At 72.5% G+C, this 26748-nt stretch carries 27 protein-coding genes, 2 pseudogenes and 1 riboswitch; of the genes and pseudogenes, 11 read left to right on the top strand and 18 right to left on the bottom strand.

The features are described 5' to 3' along the window. Nucleotide 1: 1 nt before the first annotated feature. The 6 genes from ACFPZJ_RS05045 to ACFPZJ_RS05020 form a co-directional block, all read right to left on the bottom strand. Nucleotides 2-712, bottom strand: a complete 711-nt coding sequence (locus ACFPZJ_RS05045; RefSeq protein WP_381017764.1) for an isochorismatase family protein — start codon at nt 710-712, stop codon at nt 2-4. A 157-nt stretch (nt 713-869) separates the two neighbouring features. Continuing rightward, entirely contained in the window at nt 870-1304 is a 435-nt protein-coding gene (locus ACFPZJ_RS05040) for a hypothetical protein (protein WP_381017761.1), read from the bottom strand. Nucleotides 1305-1520: 216 nt separating this feature from the next. Beyond that, nucleotides 1521-3170 carry a purine-cytosine permease family protein gene (locus tag ACFPZJ_RS05035; RefSeq protein ID WP_381017758.1) on the bottom strand — a complete coding sequence of 550 codons (1650 nt, stop codon included), beginning with the start codon at nt 3168-3170 and terminating at the stop codon, nt 1521-1523. A 349-nt stretch (nt 3171-3519) separates the two neighbouring features. Further along, nucleotides 3520-4365, bottom strand: a complete 846-nt coding sequence (locus ACFPZJ_RS05030; RefSeq protein WP_381017755.1) for an ABC transporter ATP-binding protein — start codon at nt 4363-4365, stop codon at nt 3520-3522. A 1-nt stretch (nt 4366) separates the two neighbouring features. Continuing rightward, entirely contained in the window at nt 4367-5422 is a 1056-nt protein-coding gene (locus tag ACFPZJ_RS05025) for a FecCD family ABC transporter permease (RefSeq protein ID WP_381017753.1), read from the bottom strand. After that, nucleotides 5419-6480 carry a FecCD family ABC transporter permease gene (locus tag ACFPZJ_RS05020; RefSeq protein WP_381017750.1) on the bottom strand — a complete coding sequence of 354 codons (1062 nt, stop codon included), beginning with the start codon at nt 6478-6480 and terminating at the stop codon, nt 5419-5421. The genes ACFPZJ_RS05025 and ACFPZJ_RS05020 overlap by 4 nt, the downstream gene beginning before the upstream one ends. A gap of 130 nt (nt 6481-6610) precedes the next feature. On the opposite strand from ACFPZJ_RS05020, the gene ACFPZJ_RS05015 reads away from it, so the two are divergent. Further along, complete coding sequence (locus ACFPZJ_RS05015; protein WP_381017747.1) at nt 6611-7606, top strand: ABC transporter substrate-binding protein; 996 nt, start codon at nt 6611-6613, stop codon at nt 7604-7606. A 102-nt stretch (nt 7607-7708) separates the two neighbouring features. On the opposite strand, the gene ACFPZJ_RS05010 is transcribed toward ACFPZJ_RS05015, so the two are convergent. After that, nucleotides 7709-8392 carry a formylglycine-generating enzyme family protein gene (locus tag ACFPZJ_RS05010; RefSeq protein WP_381017744.1) on the bottom strand — a complete coding sequence of 228 codons (684 nt, stop codon included), beginning with the start codon at nt 8390-8392 and terminating at the stop codon, nt 7709-7711. 222 nt (nt 8393-8614) lie between these two features. Here ACFPZJ_RS05010 and ACFPZJ_RS05005 point away from each other — a divergent pair, with 222 nt between their 5' ends. The 5 genes from ACFPZJ_RS05005 (at nt 8615) to ACFPZJ_RS04985 (ending at nt 13255) form a co-directional block, all read left to right on the top strand. Further along, nucleotides 8615-9052, top strand: coding sequence for a phage holin family protein (locus tag ACFPZJ_RS05005; protein ID WP_381017741.1), 438 nt, complete (start codon nt 8615-8617; stop codon nt 9050-9052). After that, nucleotides 9049-9441 carry a DUF3618 domain-containing protein gene (locus ACFPZJ_RS05000; protein ID WP_381017738.1) on the top strand — a complete coding sequence of 131 codons (393 nt, stop codon included), beginning with the start codon at nt 9049-9051 and terminating at the stop codon, nt 9439-9441. Before ACFPZJ_RS05005 ends, ACFPZJ_RS05000 begins: the two co-directional genes overlap by 4 nt. Before the next feature lie 660 nt (nt 9442-10101). Next, nucleotides 10102-12249, top strand: coding sequence for a SpoIIE family protein phosphatase (locus ACFPZJ_RS04995; protein WP_381017736.1), 2148 nt, complete (start codon nt 10102-10104; stop codon nt 12247-12249). Nucleotides 12250-12302: 53 nt separating this feature from the next. Then, nucleotides 12303-12623: an ANTAR domain-containing protein gene (locus ACFPZJ_RS04990; protein ID WP_381017734.1), complete on the top strand. Its 321-nt coding sequence runs from the start codon at nt 12303-12305 to the stop codon at nt 12621-12623. A 101-nt stretch (nt 12624-12724) separates the two neighbouring features. Then, nucleotides 12725-13255, top strand: coding sequence for a phosphatase PAP2 family protein (locus ACFPZJ_RS04985; protein WP_381017731.1), 531 nt, complete (start codon nt 12725-12727; stop codon nt 13253-13255). Between the two features lie 58 nt (nt 13256-13313). On the opposite strand, the pseudogene ACFPZJ_RS04980 reads toward ACFPZJ_RS04985, so the two are convergent. From ACFPZJ_RS04980 to ACFPZJ_RS04950, 7 genes and pseudogenes are all read right to left on the bottom strand, one after another. Beyond that, nucleotides 13314-14587 (bottom strand): annotated as a pseudogene (locus tag ACFPZJ_RS04980) (hypothetical protein). Next, complete coding sequence (locus ACFPZJ_RS04975) at nt 14584-15753, bottom strand: bifunctional glycosyltransferase family 2/GtrA family protein (RefSeq protein ID WP_381017729.1); 1170 nt, start codon at nt 15751-15753, stop codon at nt 14584-14586. Before ACFPZJ_RS04975 ends, ACFPZJ_RS04980 begins: the two are co-directional and overlap by 4 nt. A 221-nt stretch (nt 15754-15974) precedes the next feature. After that, on the bottom strand, nt 15975-16520 hold the full coding sequence (locus ACFPZJ_RS04970; protein WP_381017727.1) for a cellulase: 546 nt from the start codon (nt 16518-16520) through the stop codon (nt 15975-15977). Nucleotides 16521-16531: 11 nt separating this feature from the next. Further along, a pseudogene (locus tag ACFPZJ_RS04965) lies at nt 16532-17039 on the bottom strand (SigE family RNA polymerase sigma factor). A 164-nt stretch (nt 17040-17203) separates the two neighbouring features. Beyond that, entirely contained in the window at nt 17204-17554 is a 351-nt protein-coding gene (locus tag ACFPZJ_RS04960) for a DUF8129 domain-containing protein (protein WP_381017724.1), read from the bottom strand. Between the two features lie 81 nt (nt 17555-17635). Beyond that, nucleotides 17636-18001, bottom strand: coding sequence for a DUF6479 family protein (locus tag ACFPZJ_RS04955; protein WP_381017722.1), 366 nt, complete (start codon nt 17999-18001; stop codon nt 17636-17638). A gap of 37 nt (nt 18002-18038) precedes the next feature. Continuing rightward, complete coding sequence (locus ACFPZJ_RS04950; RefSeq protein WP_381017719.1) at nt 18039-18443, bottom strand: ChaB family protein; 405 nt, start codon at nt 18441-18443, stop codon at nt 18039-18041. A 121-nt stretch (nt 18444-18564) separates the two neighbouring features. Here ACFPZJ_RS04950 and ACFPZJ_RS04945 point away from each other — a divergent pair, with 121 nt between their 5' ends. Next, nucleotides 18565-18939: a four-helix bundle copper-binding protein gene (locus ACFPZJ_RS04945; protein WP_381017716.1), complete on the top strand. Its 375-nt coding sequence runs from the start codon at nt 18565-18567 to the stop codon at nt 18937-18939. 458 nt (nt 18940-19397) lie between these two features. Here ACFPZJ_RS04945 and ACFPZJ_RS04940 read toward each other — a convergent pair whose 3' ends face one another. Further along, nucleotides 19398-20150 carry a dienelactone hydrolase family protein gene (locus tag ACFPZJ_RS04940; protein ID WP_381018963.1) on the bottom strand — a complete coding sequence of 251 codons (753 nt, stop codon included), beginning with the start codon at nt 20148-20150 and terminating at the stop codon, nt 19398-19400. A 112-nt stretch (nt 20151-20262) separates the two neighbouring features. On the opposite strand from ACFPZJ_RS04940, the gene ACFPZJ_RS04935 reads away from it, so the two are divergent. Further along, the gene (locus ACFPZJ_RS04935) at nt 20263-20745 is read left to right on the top strand and encodes a MarR family winged helix-turn-helix transcriptional regulator (RefSeq protein WP_381017715.1); all 483 of its coding nucleotides are present in this window, start codon (nt 20263-20265) and stop codon (nt 20743-20745) included. Nucleotides 20746-20881: 136 nt separating this feature from the next. Here the strand turns inward: ACFPZJ_RS04935 and ACFPZJ_RS04930 are convergent, their stop codons facing one another. Next, entirely contained in the window at nt 20882-21457 is a 576-nt protein-coding gene (locus ACFPZJ_RS04930) for a histidine phosphatase family protein (protein WP_381017713.1), read from the bottom strand. 100 nt (nt 21458-21557) lie between these two features. Next, nucleotides 21558-21708: riboswitch (cobalamin riboswitch) on the top strand. A 36-nt stretch (nt 21709-21744) separates the two neighbouring features. Here ACFPZJ_RS04930 and ACFPZJ_RS04925 point away from each other — a divergent pair. The 3 genes from ACFPZJ_RS04925 (at nt 21745) to ACFPZJ_RS04915 (ending at nt 24083) form a co-directional block, all read left to right on the top strand. After that, nucleotides 21745-21960 carry a CbtB domain-containing protein gene (locus ACFPZJ_RS04925; protein WP_381017710.1) on the top strand — a complete coding sequence of 72 codons (216 nt, stop codon included), beginning with the start codon at nt 21745-21747 and terminating at the stop codon, nt 21958-21960. 25 nt (nt 21961-21985) lie between these two features. Further along, complete coding sequence (locus ACFPZJ_RS04920) at nt 21986-22747, top strand: CbtA family protein (RefSeq protein WP_381017707.1); 762 nt, start codon at nt 21986-21988, stop codon at nt 22745-22747. A gap of 157 nt (nt 22748-22904) precedes the next feature. After that, on the top strand, nt 22905-24083 hold the full coding sequence (locus ACFPZJ_RS04915) for an acyl-CoA dehydrogenase family protein (RefSeq protein WP_381017704.1): 1179 nt from the start codon (nt 22905-22907) through the stop codon (nt 24081-24083). Nucleotides 24084-24205: 122 nt separating this feature from the next. Here the strand turns inward: ACFPZJ_RS04915 and ACFPZJ_RS04910 are convergent, their stop codons facing one another. Together ACFPZJ_RS04910 and ACFPZJ_RS04905 are read right to left on the bottom strand one after the other, a co-directional pair. After that, a complete protein-coding gene (locus ACFPZJ_RS04910; protein ID WP_381018962.1) occupies nt 24206-25204 on the bottom strand; it encodes a GDP-L-fucose synthase family protein in 999 nt (332 codons plus the stop codon). A 5-nt stretch (nt 25205-25209) separates the two neighbouring features. Beyond that, nucleotides 25210-26748, bottom strand: coding sequence for a tyrosine-protein kinase domain-containing protein (locus ACFPZJ_RS04905; RefSeq protein WP_381017701.1), 1539 nt, complete (start codon nt 26746-26748; stop codon nt 25210-25212).

Here is a 26748-nt window from a genome sequence, read left to right as displayed (position 1 = left end):
CTCATGTGTTGTCCGCGCTGTCTCGGTGCGGGGCGGCCGTCGGGCCCGCTCCCGGTGTCCGGTTCCTCGGCTCCCTGTGCCGTAAGAGCTCGCGCAGCAGACCGTCCGTCGTGCAGACCACGCCGCTGCGCGCCGCCCACCGCAGCGCCAGGGAGTGCTCCTCGGCGGAGAAGTCGGCCACCGCGTCGGCGACGACGAACGGCTGGATGTCGTTCATGAAGGCGTCGGCCGCCGTCAGCAGCACGCCGAGGTGCGCGTACACCCCGCAGATGATCAGCTGGTCCCGGCCGGCCGAACGCAGCAGCCTGCCGAGGTGGCTGCGCAGGAAGGCGTTGTGGCGCACGTTGGCCAGCAGATGCTCGCCGGGGCGTGGCGTGAGAGGTGCCACGATCGCGGCGGCGTCCGGCTCGTCGCCGATGCCAGGCCCCCACACGTCCGCGACCAGCCCGCGCTGAGCCGGCCGCTGTCCGGGCGGCTCGGCGCTGAAGACGACCGGCATGCCCAGTGCACCGGCCAGTTCCCGCAGTGCCGCGATGTTGTCGAGGAGTTCCACCACCGGGGAGCGTCCCTTCGGGAACGCCCCGACGAAGTGGTTCTGCATGTCGTGGACCAGCAGCGCGGCGCGGACCGGAATGATCCTCCAGGAGACGTACGAGCGGGGGAGGGCGGTGCGGTCCGGCATGGGGTAGGAGTCGACGGGTGATAAGCCCACGGGTGATCCCTCCCCTGACGACGCACCGCTGGGTCCACACAGCCAAGACGCTGTTTAACTTAGCCTAACCTAAGTTCTGACTGTCTTGGGGTGTGGTACGCGGAAGTCGACGTGGCGACCAACTCCACTGCCAGGCACAGGAGTTGCCGTACCGAGCTCAAACGGCGGCGGCCAGGGTCGCCGTGCCCAGGGCGATCAGCAGTGCCGTCTTGAGGAGTTCCAGCGCGATGTAGACGTGGTGGGCGCGGGAGCGGGGGAGTTCCTCTCCCGCGAGGACCCGGTCGCTGCGCCGGTTGAGGACCGGGCGCACCGCCACCAACTGGACGGCCAGCAGCGCCACGACGAGGGCGGTGAACACCACAACCCCACCTGTCGGGGACCCTGTCGCGACCGCCGCCACGACGGTCACGGCCAGGACCGTCTCGGCGGTGTTGAGCGCCCGGAAGACCACCCGGCCGATGCCGAGACCCAGCCGGACGGTGACGCCGGGGGCGCGGAACTTCAACGGCGCCTCCAGGAAGGAGATCGCCAGCACCATGCCGAGCCATGTGAAGACGGCCGCGCCTGCCACGGCGGCGGACGATGCGTTCATGCGGGGGACTCCAGGGTCGGGGACTGCGGTCGCCGACACCAGTGTGCCCATCGCGGGCGGACCCGCGCGCGAAGGCGGTCAGGGAGCGAGGCGCGCACTCGCACCCCGCTCCCTGGTGCCTCGGGGTGCGCGCGCCGCCGCTCCTGGTGGGATCGGGGTGCACCCGCCCAGCTCCCTCGTGGGATCGAGGTCGCGCGCCGCCGCTCCGCGTGGGAGCTACGCGCCCGCCGGCAGGATGTGGTCGCCCACCTTGTCCGTGCTCAGGCACAGCGAGCACACCACCGCGTCGTGCGTTCGGCAGGCCGTCACGTCCGGGCGCTCGTAGGACTGGTGGCAGACATGGCAGTCGTAGGTGACGGCGCTCGGATTGCCGTCGGCGTCGAACAGCGGCTCGGCGATGCCGTCGTCGGTGCGGCGCAGGTAGTACCGGCCCCTGGTGACGATCGCCATGAGCGGGGTGAGGACGAAGGCGAGCACGGCCGCGGCGACGGGCGAGTACGGCTGGAGGGTGTCGCCGAGGACGTGGAAGTACATGGCGATGGACAGGCCGGAGGCGGCGACGAAGGCCACCACGCCCACGGGGTTGACGGCGTGGAGCATGCCGCGACGGAACTCGGGGGCGTGCGGGGAGAGTTTCAGCAGGTACTTGTTGATCATGATGTCGGTGGCGACGGTGACCACCCACGCGATCGCGCAGTTCGAGTAGAAACCCAGGATGCCGTTGAGGAAGCTGAACATGTCGGCCTCCATCAGCGTCAGCGCGATACCGAGGTTGACCAGGACGAAGACCATACGGCCGGGATAACGCCCGGTCACGCGGGTGAAGGAGTTGGTCCACGCCAGCGAACCGGAGTACGCGTTCGTCACGTTGATCTTGATCTGGCTGATCACGACCAGGGCGACGGCCAGCGGCAGCACCAGCCAGGACGGCATCATCGCGTCGAAGGCGCCCTTGAACTGCTGGATCGGCTCGGTGGCGGTGGCCGGTCCGACCCTGGTGAGGATGTAGACGGCGAGGAAGACGCCGATGGCCTGCTTCAGCGCGCCGAGCACCACCCAGCCGGGTCCGGCCATGATCACGGCGGTCCACCAACCGCGCTTGTTCGCCCCGGTCCTGGGCGGCATGAAGCGCAGGTAGTCGATCTGCTCGCCGATCTGCGCGATGAGGGAGAGGCACACGCCCGCCCCGAGCAGGACGGAGGCGGTGTTGACGCCGCCGTCGCCCCCGGTGCCGGCGTACGCCAGGAAGCGGTCCACGGTGCCCGGGTCGGTGGCCACCAGGTAGACCAGCGGGGCGACCATGAGCAGCAACCAGATCGGCGTGGTCCACACCTGGAGCTTGCTCAGTGCCTTCATGCCGTAGATCACCAGCGGGATGACCATCAGTGTGGAGACGGCGTAGCCCAGCCAGAGAGGCAGCCCGAGGCCGAGTCTGAGGCCCTGGGCCATGATCGAGCCTTCGAGGGCGAAGAAGATGAAGGTGAAGCTCGCGAAGATGACGCTGGTGAGCACCGAGCCGTAGTAGCCGAAGCCGGAGCCGCGGGTGATCAGGTCCAGGTCGATGTTGTAGCGGGCGGCGTAGTAGGCGAGCGGGAAGCCGGTGACGAAGATGACGACCGCGGCGACGGCGATGGCCACGAGTGCGTTGCCCGTGCCGTGGGCGAGACCGATGCCGGCGCCGATGGAGAAGTCGGCCATGTAGGCGATGCCGCCGAGTGCGGTGGTGGCCACGACCATCGGGCTCCAGCGGCGGTAACTGCGCGGCGCGAACCGCAGGGTGTAGTCCTCCAGGGTCTCTCTGACGGCCTGGTCCCTGCCGGGCTTCGCGGGGTCGGTCGTTGTCAGCCGTGACTCGGTCGTGCTCATGCCACGCCTCCCGGTGTGCTGTGGTGCCGCTGGGTGCGGGTGCTGTACGGGATGAAACTCCCCGGTCGGCGTCGTCGGCGGGACGGGGGAGCCGGGATGCCGCGCGGAGAACGGGCCACACGCGGCAGCGGCCGACGTCACAAGGGGCCGGCCGGCAACGCCGGTGCCGCTCGCTGCCCGGCGCTCGTCCGCCCCTGTGAGTACAGCGCTGAGTTCATGGCGGGACACGTTAGGAAGCGCTTGTTTCCCGGAGTCCCGCCTGTCGTGAACGGCACGTTTCAAAGCACGCGTCACAGCGGTCCGCACTCGTACGGCACGGTCGGGATCCCCGGGCCGAGGGCGCTCGCCCTCACCCCTGGGAGAGGCGGTCGCCGCCGTCGCGGAGGCCGCCTTCGGGGATGACGAGAGGGGTGCCCGCGACGGGGCAGGCGATGACGGCGGCGCGCAGGCCGAACACCTCACGCACCAGCTCCGGGGTGACGATCCGGGCGGGCGGCCCGGCCGCGGCGACGGCACCCTCGCGCAGGGCGATGAGGTGGTCGGCGTAGCGGCAGGCGAGGTTCAGCTCGTGCAGCACCATCACCACCGTGCGGCCCGCCGTCCGGTTGAGGTGGGCGACGAGTTCCAGGACATCGACCTGATGGGCGAGATCGAGGTAGGTGGTCGGCTCGTCGAGCAGGAGCACGGGGCTGTCCTGAGCGAGGGTCATGGCGATCCACACGCGCTGACGCTGGCCGCCGGAGAGTTCGTCGAGGGAGCGGTCGGCCAGTGACGCGGTGCCGGTCGCGGCCAGCGCGCGGTCGACGAGGGCCTCGTCGGCGGCGGACCACTGCCGCCACCAGCGCTGGTGCGGCGTGCGGCCACGGGCGACCAGATCGCGCACGGTGATGCCGTCCGGCGCGGAGGGCGACTGCGGCAACAGGGCCAGTCGGCGGGCCAGTTCGCGGGGCGGGAGGCCGGCGATGTCCCGCCCGTCGAGGTGGACGGCTCCGGCGGCGGGCTTGAGCAGCCGGGCCAGGGCGCGCAGGGCGGTGGACTTGCCGCAGGCGTTCGGTCCGACCAGGGCGGTGACCTTCCCCGCGGGGATGTCCAGGTCCAGTCCGTCGGCGACGACGCGCTCGCCATAGGCCAGACGCAGTCCTTCGCCGGTCAGGGCGATCCCGGTGGTGGACGGGGTGTGGGGCGCGGCGGTCATGTCAGCCTCCCTTTCCGGCCCGGTTGGCGCGGGCGAGCAGCAGCAACAGGTACGGGGCGCCCACGGCGCCGGTGACGATGCCGACCGGGAGCTCGGTCGGGGAGAAGACCAGGCGGGCGGCGAGGTCGGCGAGCAGGAGCAGCGCGGCGCCGGTCAGGCCGCTCAGGACGAGCGGTACGCCGGCCGTGCCGGCGAGGCGGCGGGCGATCTGCGGCGCGCCCAGCGCGACGAAGGCGACCGGTCCGGCGGCGGCGGTGGCGAGCGCGGCCAGGCAGGTGGCGAGCAGCAGGAGCGCGATGCGGGACCGGCCGATGCGGATGCCGAGGCCGAGGGCGGTGTCGTCGTCGAACTGCAGGAGCTGGTAGGCGCGGGCCAGGGCGAGGGTGGCCGGGACGAGCAGCAGCAGCGCGAGACCCACCCACTGGACGTGGGCGTAGGAGCGGCCGTTGAGGCTGCCGGTGAGCCAGACCATCGCCCGGGCGGCCTGGTCGATGTCGGCGCGGGCGAGCATCCAGCGGGTCAGCGCGGCCAGGGCGCCGTTGGCGGCGATGCCGACGAGGACGAACCGGTAGCCGGTGATGGTGCCGCCCCGCCAGGCCAGCAGGTAGATCACGGTGGCCGTGGCGAGGGCTCCGGCCAGGGCCCCGAACGGGACCCCGCCGAAGGTGCCGGCGCCCGCGGCGGTGACCCCGCCGACCAGGATGGCGCCGACGGCTCCGGCTCCGGCCCCGGCGGATATGCCGATCAGATCCGGGCTGGCCAGCGGGTTGCGGGTGACGGCCTGGTAGACGGCGCCGGCGATGCCGAACGCGGTACCGACGAGCAGGGCGGTGAGGGCGCGCGGCAGCCGCAGTTGACGCACGATCAGGTCGGCTTCACCGGAGCCGGTGCCCAGCACGGAGCCCAGCACGTCGGCGACGGGGAGGGAGAAGGTGCCGAGCGACACCGAGGCGATCAGCGCGGCGAACGCGGTGACCGCGAGACCGAGGACGGTCAGGGCGACGCGGGGCCGCAGCCGCGCGCCGACGGGCCCGGCCTCCAGGTGCAGTGGCCTCACCGGGTGTGCTCCTTCAGCTTGCCGCGCTTGACCAGGGCCGCGAGGAAGGGAGCGCCGACCAGGGCGGTCACGACGCCGGCCTCCAACTCGCCGGGCCGGGCCACCACCCGGCCGATCACGTCGGCGGCCAGCATCAGCACGGCCCCGCCGAGCGCGGAACACGGCACCAGCCACCGGGCGTCGGGTCCGGTGAAGGCCCGCACGACATGAGGGACGACCAGGCCGACGAAGGTGACCGGTCCGGCCGCGGCGACCGCGGCGCCGGTCAGCACGATCACCGCGACAGCGCCCAGGGCCCGGGTGCCGCGGACGCGGGTGCCCAGGGTGGTGGCGAGGTCGTCGCCGAGGGCGAGGGCGTTGAGCCGGCCGGTCAGGGCGAGCGCGAGCAGCAGCCCGGCGGCGATGAACGGCAGCATCTGGACGGCGAGTTCGGCGTCGCGTCCGGCGAGGGAGCCCACCGCCCAGTAGCGGTACTGGTCCAGGGTGCGCAGGTCCAGCAGCACCAGGGCGTTGGTGAACGAGTCCAGCAGCACGGTCACCGCGGCCCCGGCCAGGGCGAGTTTGGCGGGTGTGGCGCCGCCGTGACCGGTGCCGCCGACGACGTAGGCGAGCAGACCGGCCAGCCCGCCGCCCAGGAAGGCGAACCACACGTACTGGTAGGAACTGCTCAGTCCCAGCAGCCCGATGCTCGCGGCGACCGCGAACGCGCCTCCGGCGCTGACGCCGATGAGTCCTGGATCGCCCAGCGGATTGCGCGTGATCTCCTGCGCGACCGCCCCGGCCGCGCCCAGCGCCAGTCCCACCAGCAGCCCGAGCAGGGTGCGTGGCATGCGCAACTCCCGTACGACGACGGCGTCACCGTCGGTGCCGCCGCCGAGCGCGGCCAGTACGTCGGACAGCGGCACCGCTTTGGTGCCGACGGCCAGGGAGGCACAGCCCAGCGCGAGCAGCGCGGCGAACAGCACGGCCGGTAGCGCGAACCGCGCGGCCGGGTGCCGGGGCGGCGGGCCGGGAGGGGCGAGAGGGTCCGCGCTCTTCGCGGAAGGCGTCACAGACACCTCGACAAGGTAAGGGATCCCTAAGAAAAGGTTTCGGCCACCCCCTGTGGTGTGGCTGTACGGCACACCGATATGCTCACCGACGTTTATGCAGGTAAGCCTTGCCTAACCCATCCGCTCTGGGAGTTCCATGTTCACCCGAACTCGTGCGCGCCGTGGCCGGATCGGCGCGCTCCTTCTCACCGCTGTCCTGGCCGCGGGCCTGACCGCCTGTGGCGGCTCGGACGGTTCGGACCCCGCGTCCGGCAGCTCGGCGGCCACCGGCACGTCGACCGGTTTCCCCCGCACCGTCGAGCACCACAAGGGCACCACCGAGATCGAGGCCAAGCCGAAGCGGATCGTGGCCCTGGACAACAGCCTCGTCGAGGCGGTCATCGCACTCGACGGCTCGCTGGTGGGCGGCATCGGCTCCTACCGTGACCAGACCGGCTTCCCGCCCTACCTCGGCGACGCGGTCAAGGACACCAAGGACGTCGGCCCACTGGAGAGCCCCAACCTGGAGGCGATCGCCGCCCTCCAGCCCGACCTGATCGTCTCCGCCACGGTCCGCCACGACGACCTCTACGACCAGCTCACCCGGATCGCCCCCACCGTCTTCGTCGAGACCACCGGCCCGACCTGGAAGGACAACATCACCCTGCTCGCCAAGGCGCTGGGTGAGGAGGACAAGGCCAAGGCCAAGATCGCCGCCTACGAGACGCGGGCGAAGAAGGTCGGTGACGCGATCAACGCCAAGAAGGGCGACCCGACCGTCTCCATCGTCCGCTTCATCGACGGCCCCACGCGCATCTACCTGCCCAAGACCTTCAGCGGCATCATCCTGCAGGACATGGGCCTGGCCCGGCCGAAGAACCAGCAGGACCCCGAGCAGTTCAACCTGGAGATCAGCGAGGAGCAGATCGCCCAGGCCGACGCCGACGTCATCTTCTACAGTTCCTTCTCCGGCGGTGAGGAGCGCAGGAAGAAGTTCCTCGCCAACCCGCTGTGGAAGCGCCTGACCGCCGTCGAGAACGGCGACGTCCACGAGGTGAAGGACGAGATCTGGATGACGTCCGTCTCCCTGCAGGGCGCCGACCTGGTCCTCGACGACATGGCCGAGATCTTCGACGTCGACCCCGCCGAGTAGCCAGCCGGCGCAGACAGCCCGGTGGCCCGTGCCCGTCCCGCCGGCAGCGGCGGGCGGCACGGGCCACCGGGCTGTCTGCGCCCCGCGGCCGGCCGCTGCCGGTCACGCCGGGGACGTCGGCGCGGACCGCACCACACGGAACCCCACGTCGTCGATGCGGAAGGTCGGGTGGCTGCGGCGCCGCACCGAGGCGCGGCAGCTCCAGTGCTCGTCGGACCACCCACCGCCGCGGAGCACCCGGTAGGTGCCGTACACCTCCGCGTCGTACACGTCCCAGCACCAGTCCCACACGTTGCCCAGCATGTCGTACAGGCCCCACGCGTTGGGCTCCTTGCCGCCCACGGGGTGCACCCGGTCGCCCGAGTTGCCCCGGTACCAGGCGACCTCGTCGAGCGGGCCGTAGCGCGGGCCGGTGGTGCCCGCGCGGCAGGCGTGCTCCCACTCGGCCTCGGTCGGCAGCCGGTACCCGTCGGCGCGGGTGTCCCATTCGGCCGTCCCGGCGTCGAGCCGCAGGCGGTAAGCAGGCGTCAGACCCTCGCACACCGACAGCGCGTCGCAGAAGCGGACCGCGTCCCACCACGACACGCACTCGACGGGCAGCCCGTCGCCCCGGGCGGTACTCGGCCGTTGCCCGGTGACCTCGGCGTACCACGCCTGAGTGACCGGGAACGCCGACATCCGGAACGGCGCCACCTGGACCGGCCAACTGCGCCGCGTACGCCGGTCCGACAGGGTCACCCGACCCGCCGGAACGGCGACCAACTCCTGTTCCGATACCACGTCCACGACAGACCACCCTAGCGGTGACGCTCGTCGGCCCCGCCGCCCCGCGCACGGCACACACGCGCCGCGGACCGGCGGTTTCGCCGAGGCCTGAAAGGCGCGTCACCGCTGACATGGCCTGACATCCGTGTTCGGGGTACTCGCGCCCCTGACCGGGTGGACGGACACGAACGCCGCCCGGCTGGGACGGACCCGAATCACGGCAGGACGTGGGAGGTGATCATCGTGTCGAGTGCACAGCCGCACTCCGCCGGACCCGGCCGCGAGACGCGCGATGCCGGCGCGGAACCGGTCAGTGAACTGGTGCAACGCGCTTCGCAGCAACTGACGGAGCTGGTGCGCGGCGAACTGAGGCTGGCCCAGGCGGAGATGAAGGAGAAGGGCAAGCGGTACGGCAAGGGCGGTGGGCTGTTCGGAGGCGCGGGCGTCGTCGGCTTCCTGACCCTCCAGGCTCTCATGGCCACCGCCATCGCCGCCCTCGCGGTGCCGCTGCCGGTGTGGGCCGCGGCCCTGATCGTCACCGGAGTGCTCGGTGTGATCACGGCGGTCATGGCCCTGGGCGGCAAGAAGCAGTTCAGTGAGGGCGCGCCGCCGGCGCCCGAGCAGACGATCGACAGTGTCAAGGCCGACGCGGCCGAGATCAAGGAGCGTGCACGACGATGACCCAGCCGCCCCACGACAAGCAGACCGTCGCGAGCCCCGAGGAACTGCGCGAGCAGGTCGAGCAGACCCGTCAGGAACTCGGGCAGACCGCCGAAGCACTGGCGGCCAGGACCGATGTCAAGGCACGCGCCCAGGAGAAGGCCGCCGAAGTCAGGCAGCAGGCCACCGCCAAAGCCGGGGAGCTGAAGGCGAAGGCGGCCGACCTCGCGCACCAGGTGCCGGAGCGGCTGCCCGAGCCGGTGAAGGAGAAGGCGGCTCAGGCAACCGAGCAGGCCCGGGCCAAAGCCGTCCAGGGGGCGCACGCCGCGCGGGACAACCGCGCCCTGCTGCTGGCCGCGGCCGCGGGCGCGGCCCTTGTGTGGCTGTCATGCCGTCGGCGGAAGCGGTGAGCGCAGGGAGTCCTCCCGCTCCCCGCGAGCGTGCGGGGAGCGGTCTTCGCCGGACCGACGCCGCCGATGACCGTGCCGGTGGCCGCGGTTGACAGAGCCACGCTGGCGGAGCTGGTGCCTGCGTTGACAACGCCGAAGCCGCCGTTGCCCCGGCCGGCCGGTGCCGCGTCACGCGCCGCGTGACGCGGCATCCGGCCCTGGCGTCGGGGGTCCGGCATCCGGGCCGGGCATGGGCTCGCGCGCGGGCCCTGGCATCGGGCACCGGCATCGGGTCCCGGCACCGGCCCTGGCATCCGGCTCCGGCACCAGCCCTGGGATCCGGCCTTGCACGCGGCCCCGGCGCCCGCCCACCGCCGAGGCGCGCCGACATCGCGGCACGCCGACCGGACCCCAGCGTGCCGGTCGGCCGACCCCGGGGCCCGGTCGGTGACCGAACCCCGGCTCGCCCCCGACGCCGGACGGTGGACGCCGCCGCCCTGACGGGCGGTGCCGAGATGCCCACCGCATCCGACAGCGTGCTGACCGCTCGACGGAGGCGTAACGTCCCATATGGGCCAGGTGGGCGAGGTCCGGTGCGCCCGTCGGGCACGGATGCCCCGAGGGGAACGGGACGCGGCCGCGGCCGTCCTCAAGTCGCCCGTGCGACGCTGGAGGTGCCTCGTGACCAGCACCGGTGACCCGGCCCCCGTCCCCGACGGGCTGGACGCCGCGTTCGCGGAGACGGTGCGCCGGACCGGAGCCTCCATCGGCGCCCTGTACCTGCTCGACCCGGACCAGCGGCTGCTGCGCCTGGACGCCCTGAGCGGGGCGCCGGCCGAACTCGCCGAGCCTTGGGCGAGGGTCCCCGTCTCCGCTCCGGCGCCGGTGGCCGAAGCGGTCCGTGAGGAGCGCGTGGTCTGGCTCGGCAGCCAGGAAGAGGTGGCTCACTCCTATCCGCGCACCGCGATGGCGCTCCCGTACCCGCTGGCGATGGTCGCCGCGCCGGTCGTCGGCAACCGGCGGTGGGGGGCGCTGCTGCTGATGTGGCCGGCCACCCGTCCCCCGTACATGACCCAGCGGGAACGGGGCCACATCGTGTCCAGCTGCCGGCGTCTGGCCCGGCTGTTGGAGGAAGCCGTCGAGGCGGGCCGGGTCCCCGTCGCCGGCAAGCGGCCCCGTGTCCTGCCCGCCGGACCAGGTCACGCGCCCGCGCCTGCGGCGATGACCGTCATCGACTTCGTCGAGCGCCTGCCCGGCGGCAGTTGCGCACTGAACTTGGAGGGGCGCATCACCTACGTCAGCCAAGGCGCCTGCGACCTGCTGGGCCTCGACGCCGACCGGCTGCTGGGCACGCTGCCGTGGCAGTCCTTGCGCTGGCTCGACGACCCGACCTACGAGGACCGGTACCGCGCCGCGGTGATCAGCCGGGAGCCCGTGTCGTTCACCGCGTGCCGACCGCCGGACCAGTGGCTGGACTTCCACCTCTACCCGGACGCCAGCGGCATCAGCGTCCGTATCGTGTCCAGCGGCGCGCAGGTGCTGCCCTCCCCGGCGCCCCGCCAGTCCACGCGCACGGTCACACCCGTGCGCGCCGGGCAGCTCTACCAGCTCATGCACCTGGCCGCCGCGCTGACCGAGGTGGTCGGCGTCCAGGACGTCATCGACCTGGTCGCCGACCAGATCATGCCCGCCTTCGGCGCGCAGGGCCTGGTGCTGTCCACCGCCGACGCGGGCCGCCTGCGGATCGTCGGGCACCGCGGCTACGCCCCCCACACCATCGAGCGGCTGAACGGTCTGCCCCTCGACACCACGTTCACCCCGGCCGGGCGGGCCCTCAGCAGCGGCATCCCCGCGTTCTTCGCCGACCCGGAGGAGTTGAGACGGATCTACCCCGAGGCCCCCCAGGTCAGCGGCAAGAGGGCCTGGGCCTTCCTGCCGCTGATCATCTCCGGCCGGCCCGTGGGCTGCTGCGTCCTGACCTACCAGGCCCCGCACGTGTTCCCCGCCGAGGAACGCGCCGTGATGACCTCCCTCGCCGGGCTCATCGCCCAGGCGCTCGACCGGGCCCGGCTGTACGACACCAAACACGAGCTCGCCCACGGCCTGCAGCAGGCGCTGCTGCCGCGCACCCTGCCCACTGTGCCCGGCCTGCGGGTCGCCGCCCGCTATCTGCCCGCCACCCGCGGCATGGACATCGGCGGGGACTTCTACGACCTGATCCGGCTCGACGACACCGCCGCCGCGGCCGTCATCGGCGACGTCCAGGGCCACAACGTCGCCGCCGCCGCTCTGATGGGCCAGGTGCGCACCGGTGTGCACGCCCACGCGACGCTCGGCACGCCCCCCGGCCAGGTCCTCGCCCGCATCAACGGGCTCCTCGTCGACCTCGGCACCGACCTGTTCACCAGCTGCCTGTACGCCCACCTCGACTTCGCCCGCCGATGCGCGACACTGGCCGGCGCCGGCCACCCGCCCCCACTTCTGCGGCTGCCCGACGGGGACACCCGGCCCATGGACCTCCCGCCCGGACCGCTCCTGGGCGTCGACTCCGGCGCCGACTTCCCCGTGACCGAGATCCCCTTCACCCCTGGCACGATGCTCGTCTTCTACACCGACGGCCTGATCGAGAGGCCCGGTGTCGACCTGGACGAGTCGATGGCCGACCTCGCGCACCACCTCGCCCGCGTGGACGACGGGGACCTGGACCGGCTCATCGACGAACTGCTGGCGCGGGTCGGCTCCACCACCCGGCGCACCGACGACGTCGCCCTCCTCGTCCTGCAGGCCGCGGCACCTTCCGCACCCTCCGCGTCACGGCGGCTTACCTGACGCGACACAGGGAACGTGTACCGCACAACGACCCCCTCTACCGCGGAGGCGACGTGGACACCGGTACCCACTGGCGGCTTCCTGGCGCGGTCCAGGAGCCGGACACCCCTCACCGCAGGATCACGCAGCTGGAAGCCAAGGTCGCCCAGCTCGAGCAGGCCGTGGACTCCCATGCGGTCATCGACCAGGCCATCGGCGTGGTCGTCGCCGTGGGCGGGATGTCGCCCGCCGAGGCCTGGGACGTGCTCCGCGAGACCTCCATGTGCACCAACGTCAAACTGCGTCACGTGGCCCAGCTGGTCGTCGGCTGGGGCGAGACGGGCGTCCTGGCGTCGGACATCCGCGACGAGCTGTCGGCACGGCTGATGCGCTGAAGCCGGGGCCAGGGCCGCTTGCGACCGCCCTGTGGGGATACCCGCACGTCATGCACATCGTGAGGTGGTTGCCGACGTGGCTCGGCACAGTGGACCGGGAAGTGACGCAACGGGCGGCCTCCCGCATCCCGCCCGGACTCGGCCGGGCGTTGTCGGCGGTCGAGGAGACCGCGGAGAGCACGAAGCTGTGGTGGGGCGCCGCCGCCGCGATGGCGTGGCGGGGAGGGACGCGCGGCCGCGGGGCAGCCGTCGGCGGCCTCGCGGCCCTCGTCCTGGCCCAGGTCGCGTCGAACGGGGTGGGCAAGCGACTGGCCGACCGGCCTCGGCCCCCGAGGGAATGGGTCCCGCACGACGAGGTCGACGACCGCCCCGACTCCTCCTCCTTCCCCTCCGGGCACACCGCGGCCGCGGTCGCCTTCACCGCCGCCGTCGCCCCCACCTGGCCGGCGGCGGGTGCCCTGTGCGCGGTGCCGGCCGCCCTGCTGGCCGTGGAGCGGGTGCAGAGCGGTGCCCACTACCCCAGTGACGTCGCCACCGGCGCCGCCATCGGCCTGGCCTGTGCCTGGCTCGTACGACACGCCCCACGGCCGGTCCCGCGCGACCGGCCGTGGGGCAGCCGCGCCCGGCCGTGACAGGGAGCCGCGCCCGGCCTCACCGGGGGCCCGCCGTCCTCGCGCCACTGGCGTGCGGCTACGGCACGCCGAGCTCGAACAGGACGTACCCCGCGTACGATCCCGAGGCCAGCGCGGCCGTGCCCAGCACCGTGACCAGCGAGGGCAGGGTCAGACGGCGCAGACCGACGGCGACCGGGACGAAGAGCGGGAAGAGGGGGAGCAGGTAGCGCGAGACGTTGCCGAAGTACTGCTGGGTGCCCATCACCAACAGGTAGGACAGCACCGTGTAGACGACCAGCACGGCCGGTGGGCGCAGCTGGAGCAGCAGGACGGTCAGCACCGGCACCGTCAGCGCCACGCCGACCCCGATGATGTCCTCGTAGGGCATGGCGAAGAGGTAGTCGAAGCGGCCCACCGCCACGCCCGACAGCACGTTGAAGGTGTGCTTGCCGTAGTCGAACGTGTGGGCCCAGACGCCGTCCTGCAGCTCGGAGTAGCCGTTCCAGTCGCCCATGCGGTAGCCGACCCAGGCGAGGTAGCCGGCCAGCCCCAGGGGTGAGATCGCCACCGCCAGCAGCGGGCGTGCGACGCCGTCCTGGCGGCGGTACAGGGCGAGCAGCGCGGCGACCGCCAGGGCGGCGATCAGCGTGGCGGCGGTGGGGCGGCAGAGCCCGGCCGTGAAGGTCAGCACCCCGGCGGTCAGCCAGCGGCGGGTCATGACGGCGTAACAGGCCCAGGCGGCCAGGGCGGTGTAGACGGACTCGGAGTACACCGACCACTCCGCGCCGGAGCCGGGCCACACCGCCCACAGCCCGACGGCTGCCAGCCCGGGTCTGCGGCCGGCGAGCGGTCGGTGACGGCGTAGACGCCGAGCGCCGCCACGAAGGACGCCAGGACCGAGACGGTGATGCCGGCGCCGTACGGGCCGAGGCCGGTGCACTCGGACACCAGACGCATCAGCGCCGGGTACAGCGGGAAGAACGCCGCCGAGTTGCCCTGGAGGGTGATCAGGCCGGTGGCGCCGGGGACCGGCTCCAGGGCGGGGTCGTAGCCGTGCAGGGCAACCTGCTGGTACCACCAGCCGTCCCAGCTGCCCAGCACGTCCCAGACGTGCTCACCGCCGCCGAATCGCGGGTTCTTCTTCCGGAAGTCGCCCGCGGAGTCCAGCAGGAACATGAAGACGGCGAAGCCGGCCAGTTTCAGGACCCCGTAGGTGGCCAGCACCGGCCCGTGGTGCGCGGCGGCGCGCCGCAGACGCTGCCGCAGGTCCGGGCCGGGCAGGGGGACTTCCGGCGCGCCGCCGTCGCGGGGGGCGCGGATCGGCAAGGGGGGGGCCGGGGCGGTGGTCATGAGGCGGTGGGTCCTGTCGTACGGCGGCGGGTGACGCGGGCGGGGAACACCCACGCCCGGAAGAGCAGGAACCGCAGCAGTGTCGCGGCCAGGTTGGCGGCGATCAGCGTCGCCAGTTCGACACGGGAGCCGGCCCCGGGCGCGGTCCGGTGCAACAGGGCCAGCGAACCGCTGGTGAGGGCCAGGCCGACCAGGAACGCGGCGAGGCCCTTCAGTTGATGCCGCAGCACACCCCTGCGGCCCCGCACACCGAAAGGTGAGCCGTCTGTTGGCGACGGCACTGGCCAGCAGGGCGAGCGCGTTGGCGGCCTGCGGCCCGGCCGACGGGCGGAGCGCGGTGTACAGCGGCAGGTAGAACAGGGTGCTGGCGACACCGACGGTGGCGAACCGCAGCAACTGGGGACCAGGCCCGGCGGCAGCTCCTGCGTCCCGTCGACCTCACCGGAGCGGCGCAGCGCGGCCAGCGGCAGCCTGCCGCAGGCCAGGGCCCGGCCGAGCCGGGCCATGCCCCGCAGGTCGGCCAGTGCCGTGGACAGGATCCGCACCCGGCTGTCGGGGTCGTCCACCCAGTCGACCGGCACCTCGTGGATGCGCAGCCCGGCACGCTCGGCGATGACCAGCAGTTCGGTGTCGAAGAACCAGGCCTGGTCCTCCACCAGCGGCAGCAGCCGTTCGGCGACGTCCCGCCGCACGGCCTTGAATCCGCACTGCGCGTCGGAGAAGCGCACGGCGAGCGTGCCGCGCAGCAGGCCGTTGTAGCAGCGGGAGATGATCTCCCGTTTCGGGCCGCGTACCACCCGGGAGCCCCGGGCCAGCCGGGTGCCGATCGCGATGTCCGAGTGGCCGGAGATCAGCGGGGCGACCAGCGGCAGCAGGGCCGTGAGGTCGGTGGACAGGTCCACGTCCAGGTAGGCGAGCACCGGCGCGGGCGAGCGCGACCAGGCGGCGTGCAGCGCCCCGCCCCGGCCCCGCTCGGCCAGGCGGATCCAGTCCGTGCCGGTCAGTTCGGCGGTCAGCCGGGCGGCGATGACCGGGGTCCGGTCGGTGCCGGCGTTGTCCGCGATGGTGATCCGGAAGTGGTACGGAAAGGTTTCCGCGAGGTGTGCGTGGAGCCGTCGGACGCACGGCTCCAGGTCGTTCTCCTCGTTGTACACGGGGACGACCACGTCGAGGACCGGGTTGGGGTGGTGGGCGGGCAGCGGGGCGCGGCAACGCCGCCGGGGCCGGGGACGGCTCGAAGCTCCGGCGGTCGGTCGGGGCCGACCACCTCGCGGTTCTCATGGCTGGTTCACAGTCTCTTTCCGGCGCGCGGCATGCCGAGGGCGCCCGTGATGCTGACGGGATGAGGAGCCCGCGGCGCCGGGGCGCGCGGGTGGGCGGAGTGGGCCTACTCGGTGGCCTCCGGATCCACGCCGGCCGAGGCGGACGGCTCCTGCGTCCCTACGGCCGACGGCGGGGCCTTCGTCGGTGTCGGGGAGGCGGGGGGCGCGGACGGCGGCGCCGTCGTGGTCCGGCTCTGGCTGGGCGTGGCCGACGGCGGGGTGGCGGTGGTCGGCGCGCCCGGGTTCGCTGGGGCCGTGGTGCCGCTGCTCGACGTGGCGGGCGGGGTCGCCGGCGGAGGCCCGGAGGTGGTCGCGCTCGGGTCGGGGGAGTGGGCCGTGGGGCTCGGGCTGCCGGAGGGCGTCGGGCTGGTCATGGGCTGCGGCCTGGGATCGGCGGGCGGCTGGGCCCGGGTGAGTACGCCGGGCAGCACGGCGAGCGCGACGCCGAGTCCGGCGGCAGCGACGGCGGAACCGCCCGCCCGCCACAGCAGCCGGGCGCGGCGCCGGGCCCGGATGCCCTCGTGCAGCCGCTGCCGGTGCTCAGGTGCGAAGGGGGCGTGCTGCTGGGTGTCGCGCATCAGCCGCGTCAACTCCCGCTCGAAGTCGTCCATCGCTTCTCCCCTCAGCCCACGGGCCTGACGGCGTCGGACAGGAGCTGACGCAGCCGGGCGACCCCGCGCGAGGCGTGCGACCGGGCGGTGCCCACGGGGCAGCCCAGGGCGTCGGCGACCTGGGCCTCGGGCAGGTCCTCGTAGTAGCGCAGCACCACCGCGGCCCGCTGCCGCGGCGACAGCAGCGCCAGGGCGGCCTCCAGGCGTGAGCGTTCCGCCACGGCGGACGACACGTCGCCCGGCTCGGCCCGGTCCGGCAGCTGCTCGACCGGACGCTCACCCCACCAGCGCCGCCTGGCCGAGCGCGCGGCCAGGCGCACCAGGACCTGGCGCACGTACGCCTCCGGGGCCTGCTCGGTGACCTTGGGCCAGGCGAACCACAGCTTGACCAGGGACTCCTGCACCAGGTCCTCGGCCCGCTGCCAGGTCGCCGCCGGTGAGCAGACGCGCGACGTGGAGCAGCGCCGACCACCGGGCAGCCACGAACTCGTCGAAGCCGTCCGCCCGCAACCGCTCCATCCTCACCGTCCCCGCGTCCGATCACCCCGTACACCACTGAGAAGACGCTGGACCCCGCACCACGATGCACCTTCGCCCTGTGATCCACCTCACTCCCGGAAGCGGCGAAACGAGAAGGGCCCGCGCCGTGGCACGGGCCCTTCTCATCGCAGTGTTCCCATCCGCTACGTGCGGTCACCCTTCGGCTTGCCGAACTGGTCGGGGGTGCCGTGCGGCGGCGGGCTGAACGGCTCCGGCGACGTCGCGGGCGACACCGGGGAACCGGCATGCCCCTCGCTCTGTTCGGGCCGTATCGCGCCCGGGTCGCCGGACGTCGGCTGCGCGCCCGCGCGCAACTGCTCCAGCCGGTTCGCCAGCAGCTCGGTCACCGGCACACGATCGGCGTGCGACCGCTCGTACGCCAGCAGTTCCTCCACCTCGTCCGCGGACAGCGACCGCACGCGGCTCTCCAGGCCGCCGATCGGCAGATGGTCGTAGTCGGGCAGCGGCAGGGTGTTGCGGGCGGGGTCGGCCATGGTTCTCACTTCCCTGTGTACGGATCCCTGTGTGCGGACTCGTGTCACGACCGGGGTGCCTCGGGCCGCCGGACGGGCGGGTCAGCGGCTGCCCGGGCCGCCGCTGCCGAAGGAGCCGCTGCTTCCCTCGTCCCAGCGGGGCCGCTGCTGCGTCGCACTGGTCCGGTCGCTCATGTTGCCGTGGCCCTTCAGCTCGTGCGGCGTCAGACGGGTGTCACTCCTCGGCACCTCGTCGGGCTCCCGGTTCTCGCGCGTCTCGCGGACCGGGCCGCCGGCCGGCATGCGGGGGTGTTCCTCCGGGCGCGGCGTCGGTGATTCCCGGCGCATGATGCGGATGCCCAGGACGAAGGCACCCAGCAGCAGGCCCACGACCACCACACCCGCCACGATCAGTCCGACGCCGAGGGCGCCCCGGCCCGCGGCCAGCTCCATCCATGCGGTATTCATGGCAGGCGGGTACCCCCGGCGCTCGCCATGAACCGGCTCACCTCTCCCGGGCCGCCCTGGTCCGCGAACGGTTCGCCTTGCGGATCGCGTCGAGCAGCTCGCCCTTCGACATCCCCGACCGGCCGTCGACACCGAGCCGCTTGGCGACGTCGTAGAGGTGCTCCTTGGAGGCCTGCTCGTCGACGCCCTCGCCGCTGCGGCCGCCCTGCTGCCGGGGCCGGGCCGACCGGGGGTCCGAGGGGCCCTTGCGGCCGCCCTCCTTGCGCTCCCAGTGGTCACCGACCTTCTCGTACATGTGCTTCAGCGCGCCGTAGGCCACCCGGTGCGCGCGCTCACCCTCGCCGTACTGCTCCACGGCCGAGTCGTGCGCCTTGATCCAGGTGTTCTGGGCGTCCCGGGAGGAGCGCTCCAGGGTCGACGGAAGCTCCTGACGTCCCGGCATGTCACCCACCTCCGTCCTCGTCTCGGGCGCCCGACGAGTGCCCGGCGCAGTGGCCGGAAAACCGCCCCGAACCCTTGCGAGCACCCGGTTTGACCGGGATCGGCCGGGCTACCCGCGCGGTGTGACTTCTACGACATCCCAGCAGGAGCTGTTCCGGTTCCTGGAGGACCGCTTCGCCTGTGCGCAGGCGTGCACGGAGTGCGCGCGGGCGTGTGCGCTGCGCGCGAGCCTTGTGGATCCTGACGGCACCGAGAACCAGGAACTCGTACGACGCAAGGGCATCATGTGCGCGGAGGTCTGCGACGCGACCTGCCGCGTCCTGTCCGAACAGAACCAGGTGGACGAGTCCGCCCTCCGCATGCAGGTCGAGTGGTGCCGCTCGGTCTGCCTGGAGAGCGCCCACGTCTTCGACGCCCACCCGGGCGCGGAGGAGTCCGCAGCGGCGTGCCGGGCATGCGCCCGGGCCTGCACGGACTTCCTCGCGACCCTGAACTGACGGGGGGCTGAGGCACCAGAAGGTCGGTCGCAGGGCTGGACGCCGTCTGTCCTCCAAGAAGGAGAGGTGCGTCTGATCCCCCGACCGAAGTGGTCGGCCCCGTGGTCGACCGGCTCGCGGTCCAGCGGGCGTGGGGTGTGCCCTTTCCCTCCGACCACCGGGAGCCTCGGTGTACGGAGCGGGCACCGTCGGTAACGCGAGCCGGCCGCGCGCGACGAGTGGGAGGAGGGCTTCGCCACCCACCCCGAGGGTGGCTCGACATCCGTCCCTGGGCGGGTTCGGCCCTGTGTCACGGTGCTCGTCGATGCCGCCGCGGGACGATCGAAGGGGTCGAGCCGGCGCCGCGGCCCGCGGCGCCGGCTGACGCTGAGGAAGCTGTCCTGCCCGCTGCTTCAGCGCCGTCTTGCGAACCGACGGCCGGGGACCCGTGTACTTCAGGTGGTTTCCGGGCCGGAGCCTCAACTGTTGGCCAGGGTGCGGTCCAGGAGGGAGAGCAGGCGGTCCCAGTGGCGCTTCAGCCCGGAGGCGCTGAAAGCGTCGGTGTCGGACATGGTGAAGCCGTGGACGGTGCCGGGATAGATCTCGCAGGTGTGGCCGACACCTGCGGCATCCAAGGCCTGGTTGAGCTCACTGATGACCTCGGGCGACAGGTCGCCTTCCGCGAGGCCCAGGTGGACTTGGGCGGTGAGCTGGGGCACGAGACGGTGTGGGCTGTCGGGCGCGTCGGTGACCACGAAACCGGGGTGGAATCCGGCGACGGCGGCCACCTGGTCGGGGTGCGCCTGCGCGGTGCGCAGCGCCAAGAGGGTGCCGATGCAGTAGCCGGTCACGGCGACCGGCCCGGCGCTGACCTCGGGCTGGGCGGTGAGGAACCTGAGGTAGGCGTCGGCGTCGCGCAGGACGCGTTCGGTGGTCGTGTGCGCCTTGAGCAAGGGCATCAGCTGGGAGACGACCGTGGGGCGGATCTCTTCGCCGATGTGCTCAGGAAGCTCGACCACCGGTGCCGGGCCGTGCCGGTAGTAGAGGTTGGGCACGAGCACGTAGTACCCGTGCCCGGCCAGTTCGCGGGCCATCTCCTCCAGCACGGGCCGCAGGCCGAAGGCGTCCGAGTACAGCAGTACCCCCGGGTGCCGCTCGCCACGGTCGGGGAAGGCGGCGAAAGCGTCGGCCTGCCCGTCAGGGGTGGGAATCTGCAGTGTCTTGGTGGGAATGGCGGATCTTCCTTCCTAAAGTTCGCCCTACTACCGTTAGTGGCACTAACGGTATCGGCGCGAGTGAACGTATATCGTTAGTCGGACTAACGCAATGGGTAGGAGGGGCGGCATGGCCAGAGCCGAAGCCGCGGACATGTCCGACGACAGCGCTCCCAAGACGCCCGACAGGCTGCGTCGACGGGCGAGCCGACTGTTGTCGCAGCTGTCCACACGGTCGGACCGGCTGATCAACGAAGGGCTGATCCGCGCCGACGCCCGCAAGTGGCACTACGCCGTACTCGCCTCACTGCAGGATCACGGGCCCGGCAGTCAAGCAACGCTGAGCAGGCGCACCGGCATCTACCGCAGCGACATGGTCGGCGTGCTCAACGAACTGGCCGAGCGTCACCTCGTCGAGCGGGCGCCGGATCCCGACGACCAGCGCCGCAACATCATCACGATCTCCACCCAGGGCCGCCGTCAACTGCGCCGCCTCGACAAGGTCCTGGACGACCTCCACGACGAACTGCTCGCGCCGCTGAGTCCGGCCGAACGCGACCAGTTCGTGCAGTTGCTCACCCGCTTGCTGGACCACCACACCCCATCTCCCTGACCCCGTGTAGCGGGCATCCGCATCCACGCTGCCCGCAGCGCTTCTGGCGTATCCGACGCAGGCGATGCGCAGATCCACCGAAAGGCCGGCCGCGCCGGAGGAATGCGACGCAGTGCAGGTCAGGGGTAGCGACCTGTCAGTTCGAAGCCACGAGCGGCTGTCCCACGCGTACGTTCCAGCGACCCGCCCGGCCGCTGAGCTCCACCGCCGTCAGCGGGGGGACGTCCGTGCGCCAGAACGCCGTCTCCGGGGCTTCGAGGGCCCGCACCAGCAGCGCCCGTACGAGCTCCGGCTCGACCACGGCCACCGTGCGCCCCTCCGTGCGCGCGGCCGCGTCCAGCCAGGCCGCGGCCCGGTCGCACAGTGCCCGTACCGACTCGCCGCCGTGCGGCGCCGACTCCGGGTCCGACAGCCACCGGGCCAGCGCCTCCGGTTCCCGCGCCCCCACCTCCGCCAGGGTCGCCCCCCGCCAGCGTCCGGCGTCCAGCCCGGCCAGCCGCGGGTCGGCGACGGCGGCGAGGCCGAGTGCGGTGGCCGTCTCGCGGCAGCGCACGGAGGGAGAGGCCCATGCCCGCGCGGACGCCGGGAGGGTGCCTGCGGCTGCCTGGGCCTGCCGCAGTCCGGTGGTGTCGAGTGGGGAGCCGTCGTCGAAGCGGGCCTCCCGCAGGGCCGCCGTGATCGCGGGTGAGATCAACATCACTCGGCTGGTCATCCGTCCACTTCCGGGCTCGAAATCCTTCCTGTGACCGCGCTTTGAGGCCGCATCGGCTCCATCAGGGGCGCTCGCGCGACCACCGTGCGCCCTTGGCCGGATCCGCACCACGCGGTACGGTCTCGTCGACCTTCACGACGGCACGGCGGAAGCCGGTGGGATTCCGGCACGGTCGCGCCACTGTATGCCGGGCACGCACCCTCGGTGCGGGTCCGGTGAGTCAGACCCCCTGCCGTCGTACGTGCACCACCGATTCGGGACGCGAGTTTCCCAGGAGGGGTCCTGCCATGGCGCAGTCCGCCGTCCAGCCGGCCACTACCACCACCCCCGCCAAGCTGCCGCTCGGCGCGATCGCCCCCTGGGCGGTCTTCTTCGGCATCCTCATGCTGGTCCTGCTCTACTTCGTCGGCGCCGAACAGGGCGCCACCTCCCTGCTGGCCGGGGAGGACGTGCACGAGTGGGTGCACGACGCCCGCCACCTGCTCGGCTTCCCCTGCCACTGACGGCGGGAAAGGAATCCACGAGCCCATGAACTCGGCAACCGTCCGCACCCTTCTGGTGCGCGGCATGCTCGCGGGCCTCGCCGCGGGCCTGCTCGCCCTCCTCGTCGCCTACTTCCTCGGCGAACCCCGCGTCGACGCGGCGATCGCCTTCGAGGAGGCACACGCCCACGAGCACGGCGGGGAGGAGATCGTCAGCCGCACGATGCAGTCCACCGCCGGCCTGTCCACCGGTGTCCTCGTCTACGGCGTCGCCTTCGGCGGCATCGCCGCCCTCGCGTACTGCGTGGCGCTCGGCCGGATCGGCGCCTTCGGGCCGCGCGCGAGCGCGCTGCTCCTCGCGGCGGCCGGCCTGGTCGCCGTGTACGTCGTGCCGTTCCTGAAATACCCGGCCAACCCGCCGGCCGTCGGCGACCCCGACACCCTCGACCAGCGCACCGCCCTGTACTTCCTGATGGTGGTGCTGAGCGTGCTGCTGGCCGTGGCCACCGTGATCCTGGGCAGGCGTCTCGCGCCGCGCCTGGGCCACTGGAACGCGACACTCGCCGCCGGGGCGTTCTTCGTCCTCGCCGTCGGTCTCGCCTACGCCTTCCTGCCCGCCTACGACAACGTCCCCTCGGAGTTCCCGGCCACCCTGCTCTGGCAGTTCCGGCTGGCGGCGCTGGCCGTCCAGGCGACCCTGTGGACCGCCTTCGGCCTGATCTTCGGGGCGTTGGCGGAACGGGCGCTCGCGCCCCGGCCCGCCGCACAGGAACCCACGGCGGCACGGGCGACTCCCGTGCCGCACTGATCCCTTCGTCCCGCACCGCTCATCTCGACCCGCCGGCAGGGCCCCCGGACGACCGGGGGCCCTCGCCCCTGTTCGGGCGTCGCTTCGCCATTCCCAATTCCTGAAACAGGTTCTACCGTGTGCGCCGTCAGGACCGCCTGGGCAGCCTGGAGGCGCCGTGCATCTCGACTACACGCCCGCGCAGCAGCGGCTGCGGACGGAACTCCGCGCATACTTCGCCGAGCTGGTGCCCGACGGAGCCTCCGCCCGGCACGCCGACCCGGCCGCCCAGAAGCGGTTCTACCGCGCCACCGTCCGCCGCCTCGGCACGGACGGCTGGCTCGGCGTGGGCTGGCCCGAGGAGTACGGCGGGCGCGGCCTGACGGCGATGGAGCAGTTCATCTTCTTCGACGAGGCCGCCCAGGCCGGCGTCCCGCTGCCGCTGATGGCCCTGAACACCGTCGGCCCCACGATCATGCGGTACGGCACCGAGGAACAAAAGGCGTACTTCCTGCCGAAGATCCTTGCCGGCGAGATCGACTTCGCCATCGGCTACAGCGAGCCGGACGCGGGCACCGACCTGGCATCCCTGCGGACCCGGGCGGTCCGGGACGGCGACACGTACGTCGTCAACGGCCAGAAGATCTGGACCACCAACGGCGACACCGCCGACTGGGTGTGGCTGGCAGTGCGCACCGACCCGGACGCGCCACCGCACAAGGGCATCACCATGCTGCTGGTGCCGACCACGGACCCCGGCTACTCCTGCACCGTCATCCGCACCCTGGCCGGACACGACACGACAGCGAGCTACTACGAGGACGTCCGCGTCCCGGTCGCCCACCGCGTCGGCGCGGAGAACCAGGGCTGGCGGCTGATCACCAACCAGCTCAACCACGAACGCGTCACCCTCGCGGCGCACGGCACCATGGCCGTCCGCGCCCTGCACGACGTCCAGCGCTGGGCGATGGAGACCAAGCTCGCCGACGGCCGCCGCGTCGCCGACCTGCCCTGGGTGCGCCGCCGCCTCGCACAGACCCACGCCCGGCTGGACGCGCTGAAACTCCTCAACTGGCGCATGGTCAGCGCCGTCCAGGACGGCACCCTCACCCCGCAGGACGCCTCCGCCGTCAAGGTGTACGGCTCCGAGGCCCGGCGCGACGCCTACGCCTGGCTCATGGAGGTCGTCGCCGCGCCGGGCACGCTCAAGGAGGGTTCGGCCGGCGCGGTCCTGCACGGCGAACTCGAACGCGGCTACCGCTCGGCGGTCATCTTCACCTTCGGCGGCGGCAACAACGAGATCCAGCGCGAGATCATCTCGTGGATCGGCCTGGGAATGCCGCGGGTACGACGCTGACCGGACGGCGCTCGCCGGACTGGTCAGGCGCTGACCGGACGCGGCCGGTCTCTCCGGCCGGCCCCTCACAGCCGGCGGGCGCATCACCGCGCGGCAAGCGCCGGCTCCTGCGCGGACCGGCGTCAGTGTCTCAAGACGCCGGAACCGAGGTGTGCCACGTACCAGGCGTACGTCTCGGCGAGTCCCTCTCGCAGCCCGATACGGGGAACCCAGCCCAGGGCGGTGAGCCGTGAGACGTCGAGGAGCTTGCGCGGGGTGCCGTCCGGCTGAGCCGTGTCCCACTCGATGGCACCCTCGTAGCCGACGACCTCCGCCACCAACTCGGCGGCCTCCCAAACCGTGATGTCCGTGCCGGTGCCGACGTTCACCGGCCCGTCCTCGTCGTAGTGCTCCAGCAGGTGCAGGCAGGCCCGGGCCAGGTCGTCGACGTGCAGGAACTCTCGGCGAGGGGTCCCGGTGCCCCAGTTCACCACGCGCCGCGCTCCGGTCTCGCGCGCCTCGTGGAAGCGCCGGATCAGCGACGGCAGCACATGGGAGTGCTCGGGGTGGAAGTTGTCCCCGGGGCCGTACAGGTTCGTCGGCATGGCGCAGATCCAGGGGAGGCCGTACTGCCGCCGCACCGCCCGCACCTGCGTGATCCCGGCGATCTTGGCGATGGCGTAGGCGTCGTTGGTCGGTTCCAGCGCTCCGGTCAGCAGTGCCTCTTCCCGAACGGGCTGGTCGGCGAACTTCGGGTAGATGCAGCTGGAGCCCAGGAACAGCAGTCGTTCCACTCCCTGTTCGAGCGCCGCGTCCAGCACGTTCACCTGGATGCGCAGGTTGTCGGAGAGGAACTCCGCGGGACGGGTGGCGTTCGCTTTGATGCCGCCCACCCGGGCGGCGGCCAGCACCACCACATCCGGCCGGGTGGCCGCGAACCAGTCGAAGACGGCTCGCCGCTCCCGCAGGTCCAGGTGGGCGGAGCCGGGACCGACGACGTCGGTGAAGCCTTCCCGCACCAGGTGCCGCCACACCGCCGAGCCGACGAGTCCACGGCCTCCGGCCACGAACACCCGCGCGGAACGGTCGAGGGGACGGTGAGTCTTCCCGTGCCGGGTCCCGCCGTGCGCCGCCGTGGTCATGGCGCTCACCGCTGAGGGCTCCCCTCGGCGGTCATGGAGTGCGGCTCACCGTCGAGCGTCACGTCCCTGTCCACGCCCTCGGCCTGTGGTTCTCCGCCGGGAGTCGGCAGGGCGGCCGGAGCGCCGACGGCGGGCTTTGCTCGTTTGCCGCCGCGCAGCATGGAGAGACGGCCGGACGTCTGGCGCTGCGGCCGGTATTCGTACGCGTAGCCGTACGTGCCGCCGTCCTCCTTGGCCGACGTCATGTTCAGCAGCGTCCCCAGCACGGAGGCCCCGACGTGCCGCAGTGTGCGCAGGGCCGCATCGACCTGGTCGCGGCTGGTGCGGGAAGCCCGTACCACCAGCAGGTAGCCGTCCACGGCATTGGTGATCACCGAGGCGTCCGCCACCGGCAGCACGGGCGCCGTGTCCACCACCACGTGGTCGAACTGCTCGGCGAGGGAACGCAGGACGGCCCTCAGCTGGGCGCTGCCGAGCAACTCGGTGGGATTGGGCGGTACCGCCCCGCTGGTCAGTACGGAGAAGGAGCCCGCGGACTGCAGCACTTGGTGCACCTCGGCCTGGCCGATCAACACGGTGGTGAGTCCGGCGTCCCGGACCAGGCCCAGGACGGAGGCGGCGGAGGGGCGGCGCAGGTCGGTGTCGACGAGGCACACCGAGGCGCCGGTCTCGGCCAGTGCCGAGGCCAGGTTGATAGCGACACTCGTCTTCCCCTCACGGGGCAGCGGGCTGGTCACCGCGATGACTTTCGGCGGCTGGTCCACGTCCACGAACCGCAGACTCGTGCGCAGCCGCCGGAAACCCTCCGCGCGCAGTCCGTGCTTGTCGTCCCGCAGGGCCACCGGATGGCGGCCGGCCCGTGCGTCCTGCGGGATGCTGCCGAGCACGGGCGGGCCGCCGAGCCCGGCCAGGAGGTCGGTCAGGGCCTGAAGGCTGCGTACGGAGCGGTCCACTGACTCCCTCGCCACGGCGGCCCCGGCCCCGAGGAGCAGACCGGCCATCAGCCCGATCGCGAGGTTGACGGCCGGGCGTGGAGACGAGGGCTCGGAGGGCACGGAGGCCGGCTGGGTGACGCTCAGGCGCACGGGAGAGGCATGGACGTCGTCCGGGCGTTCCAGGCCGCGGACCACCTCGGCGAAGCGATCGGCCACGGCGTTGCTGATCCGCGCGGCGCGGCGCGGCTGGGTGTCGGTGACGGAGAGCCGGATCAGCACGGTGTCGGGCTGCGCGGTCGCGGTGATCCGCCGGCTCAGCTGAGCCGGCGTCATGTCCAGGCGCAGCGTCTCCACGACGTGCCGGGTCACCAGCGGGCTCGCCGCCACTTCCGCGTACGACTGGACTCGCGCCTGGGTGAAGGCGTTTCCCTGGGCGAGCTGGAGCGTGTCGGACCCCTGCCGCACGGAGACGAACAGCTCCGCGTCGGCCCGGTACCGGGGGGTCGCGGTATAGGCGGTGAGCGCACCGACCGCCGTCCCGAGAAGCGCCAGCAGCACGATGACCCGCCAGCGGCGGGACAGGACTCGTAGGTAGTCGCGCAGGTCCAA

The organism is Streptomyces bullii (assembly GCF_042657145.1).
GTDB classification, from domain to species: Bacteria; Actinomycetota; Actinomycetes; order Streptomycetales; family Streptomycetaceae; genus Streptomyces; species Streptomyces bullii.
The sequence above is the reverse complement of the archived record's forward strand: the minus strand, read 5'-3'. Positions and strand labels throughout refer to the sequence as shown.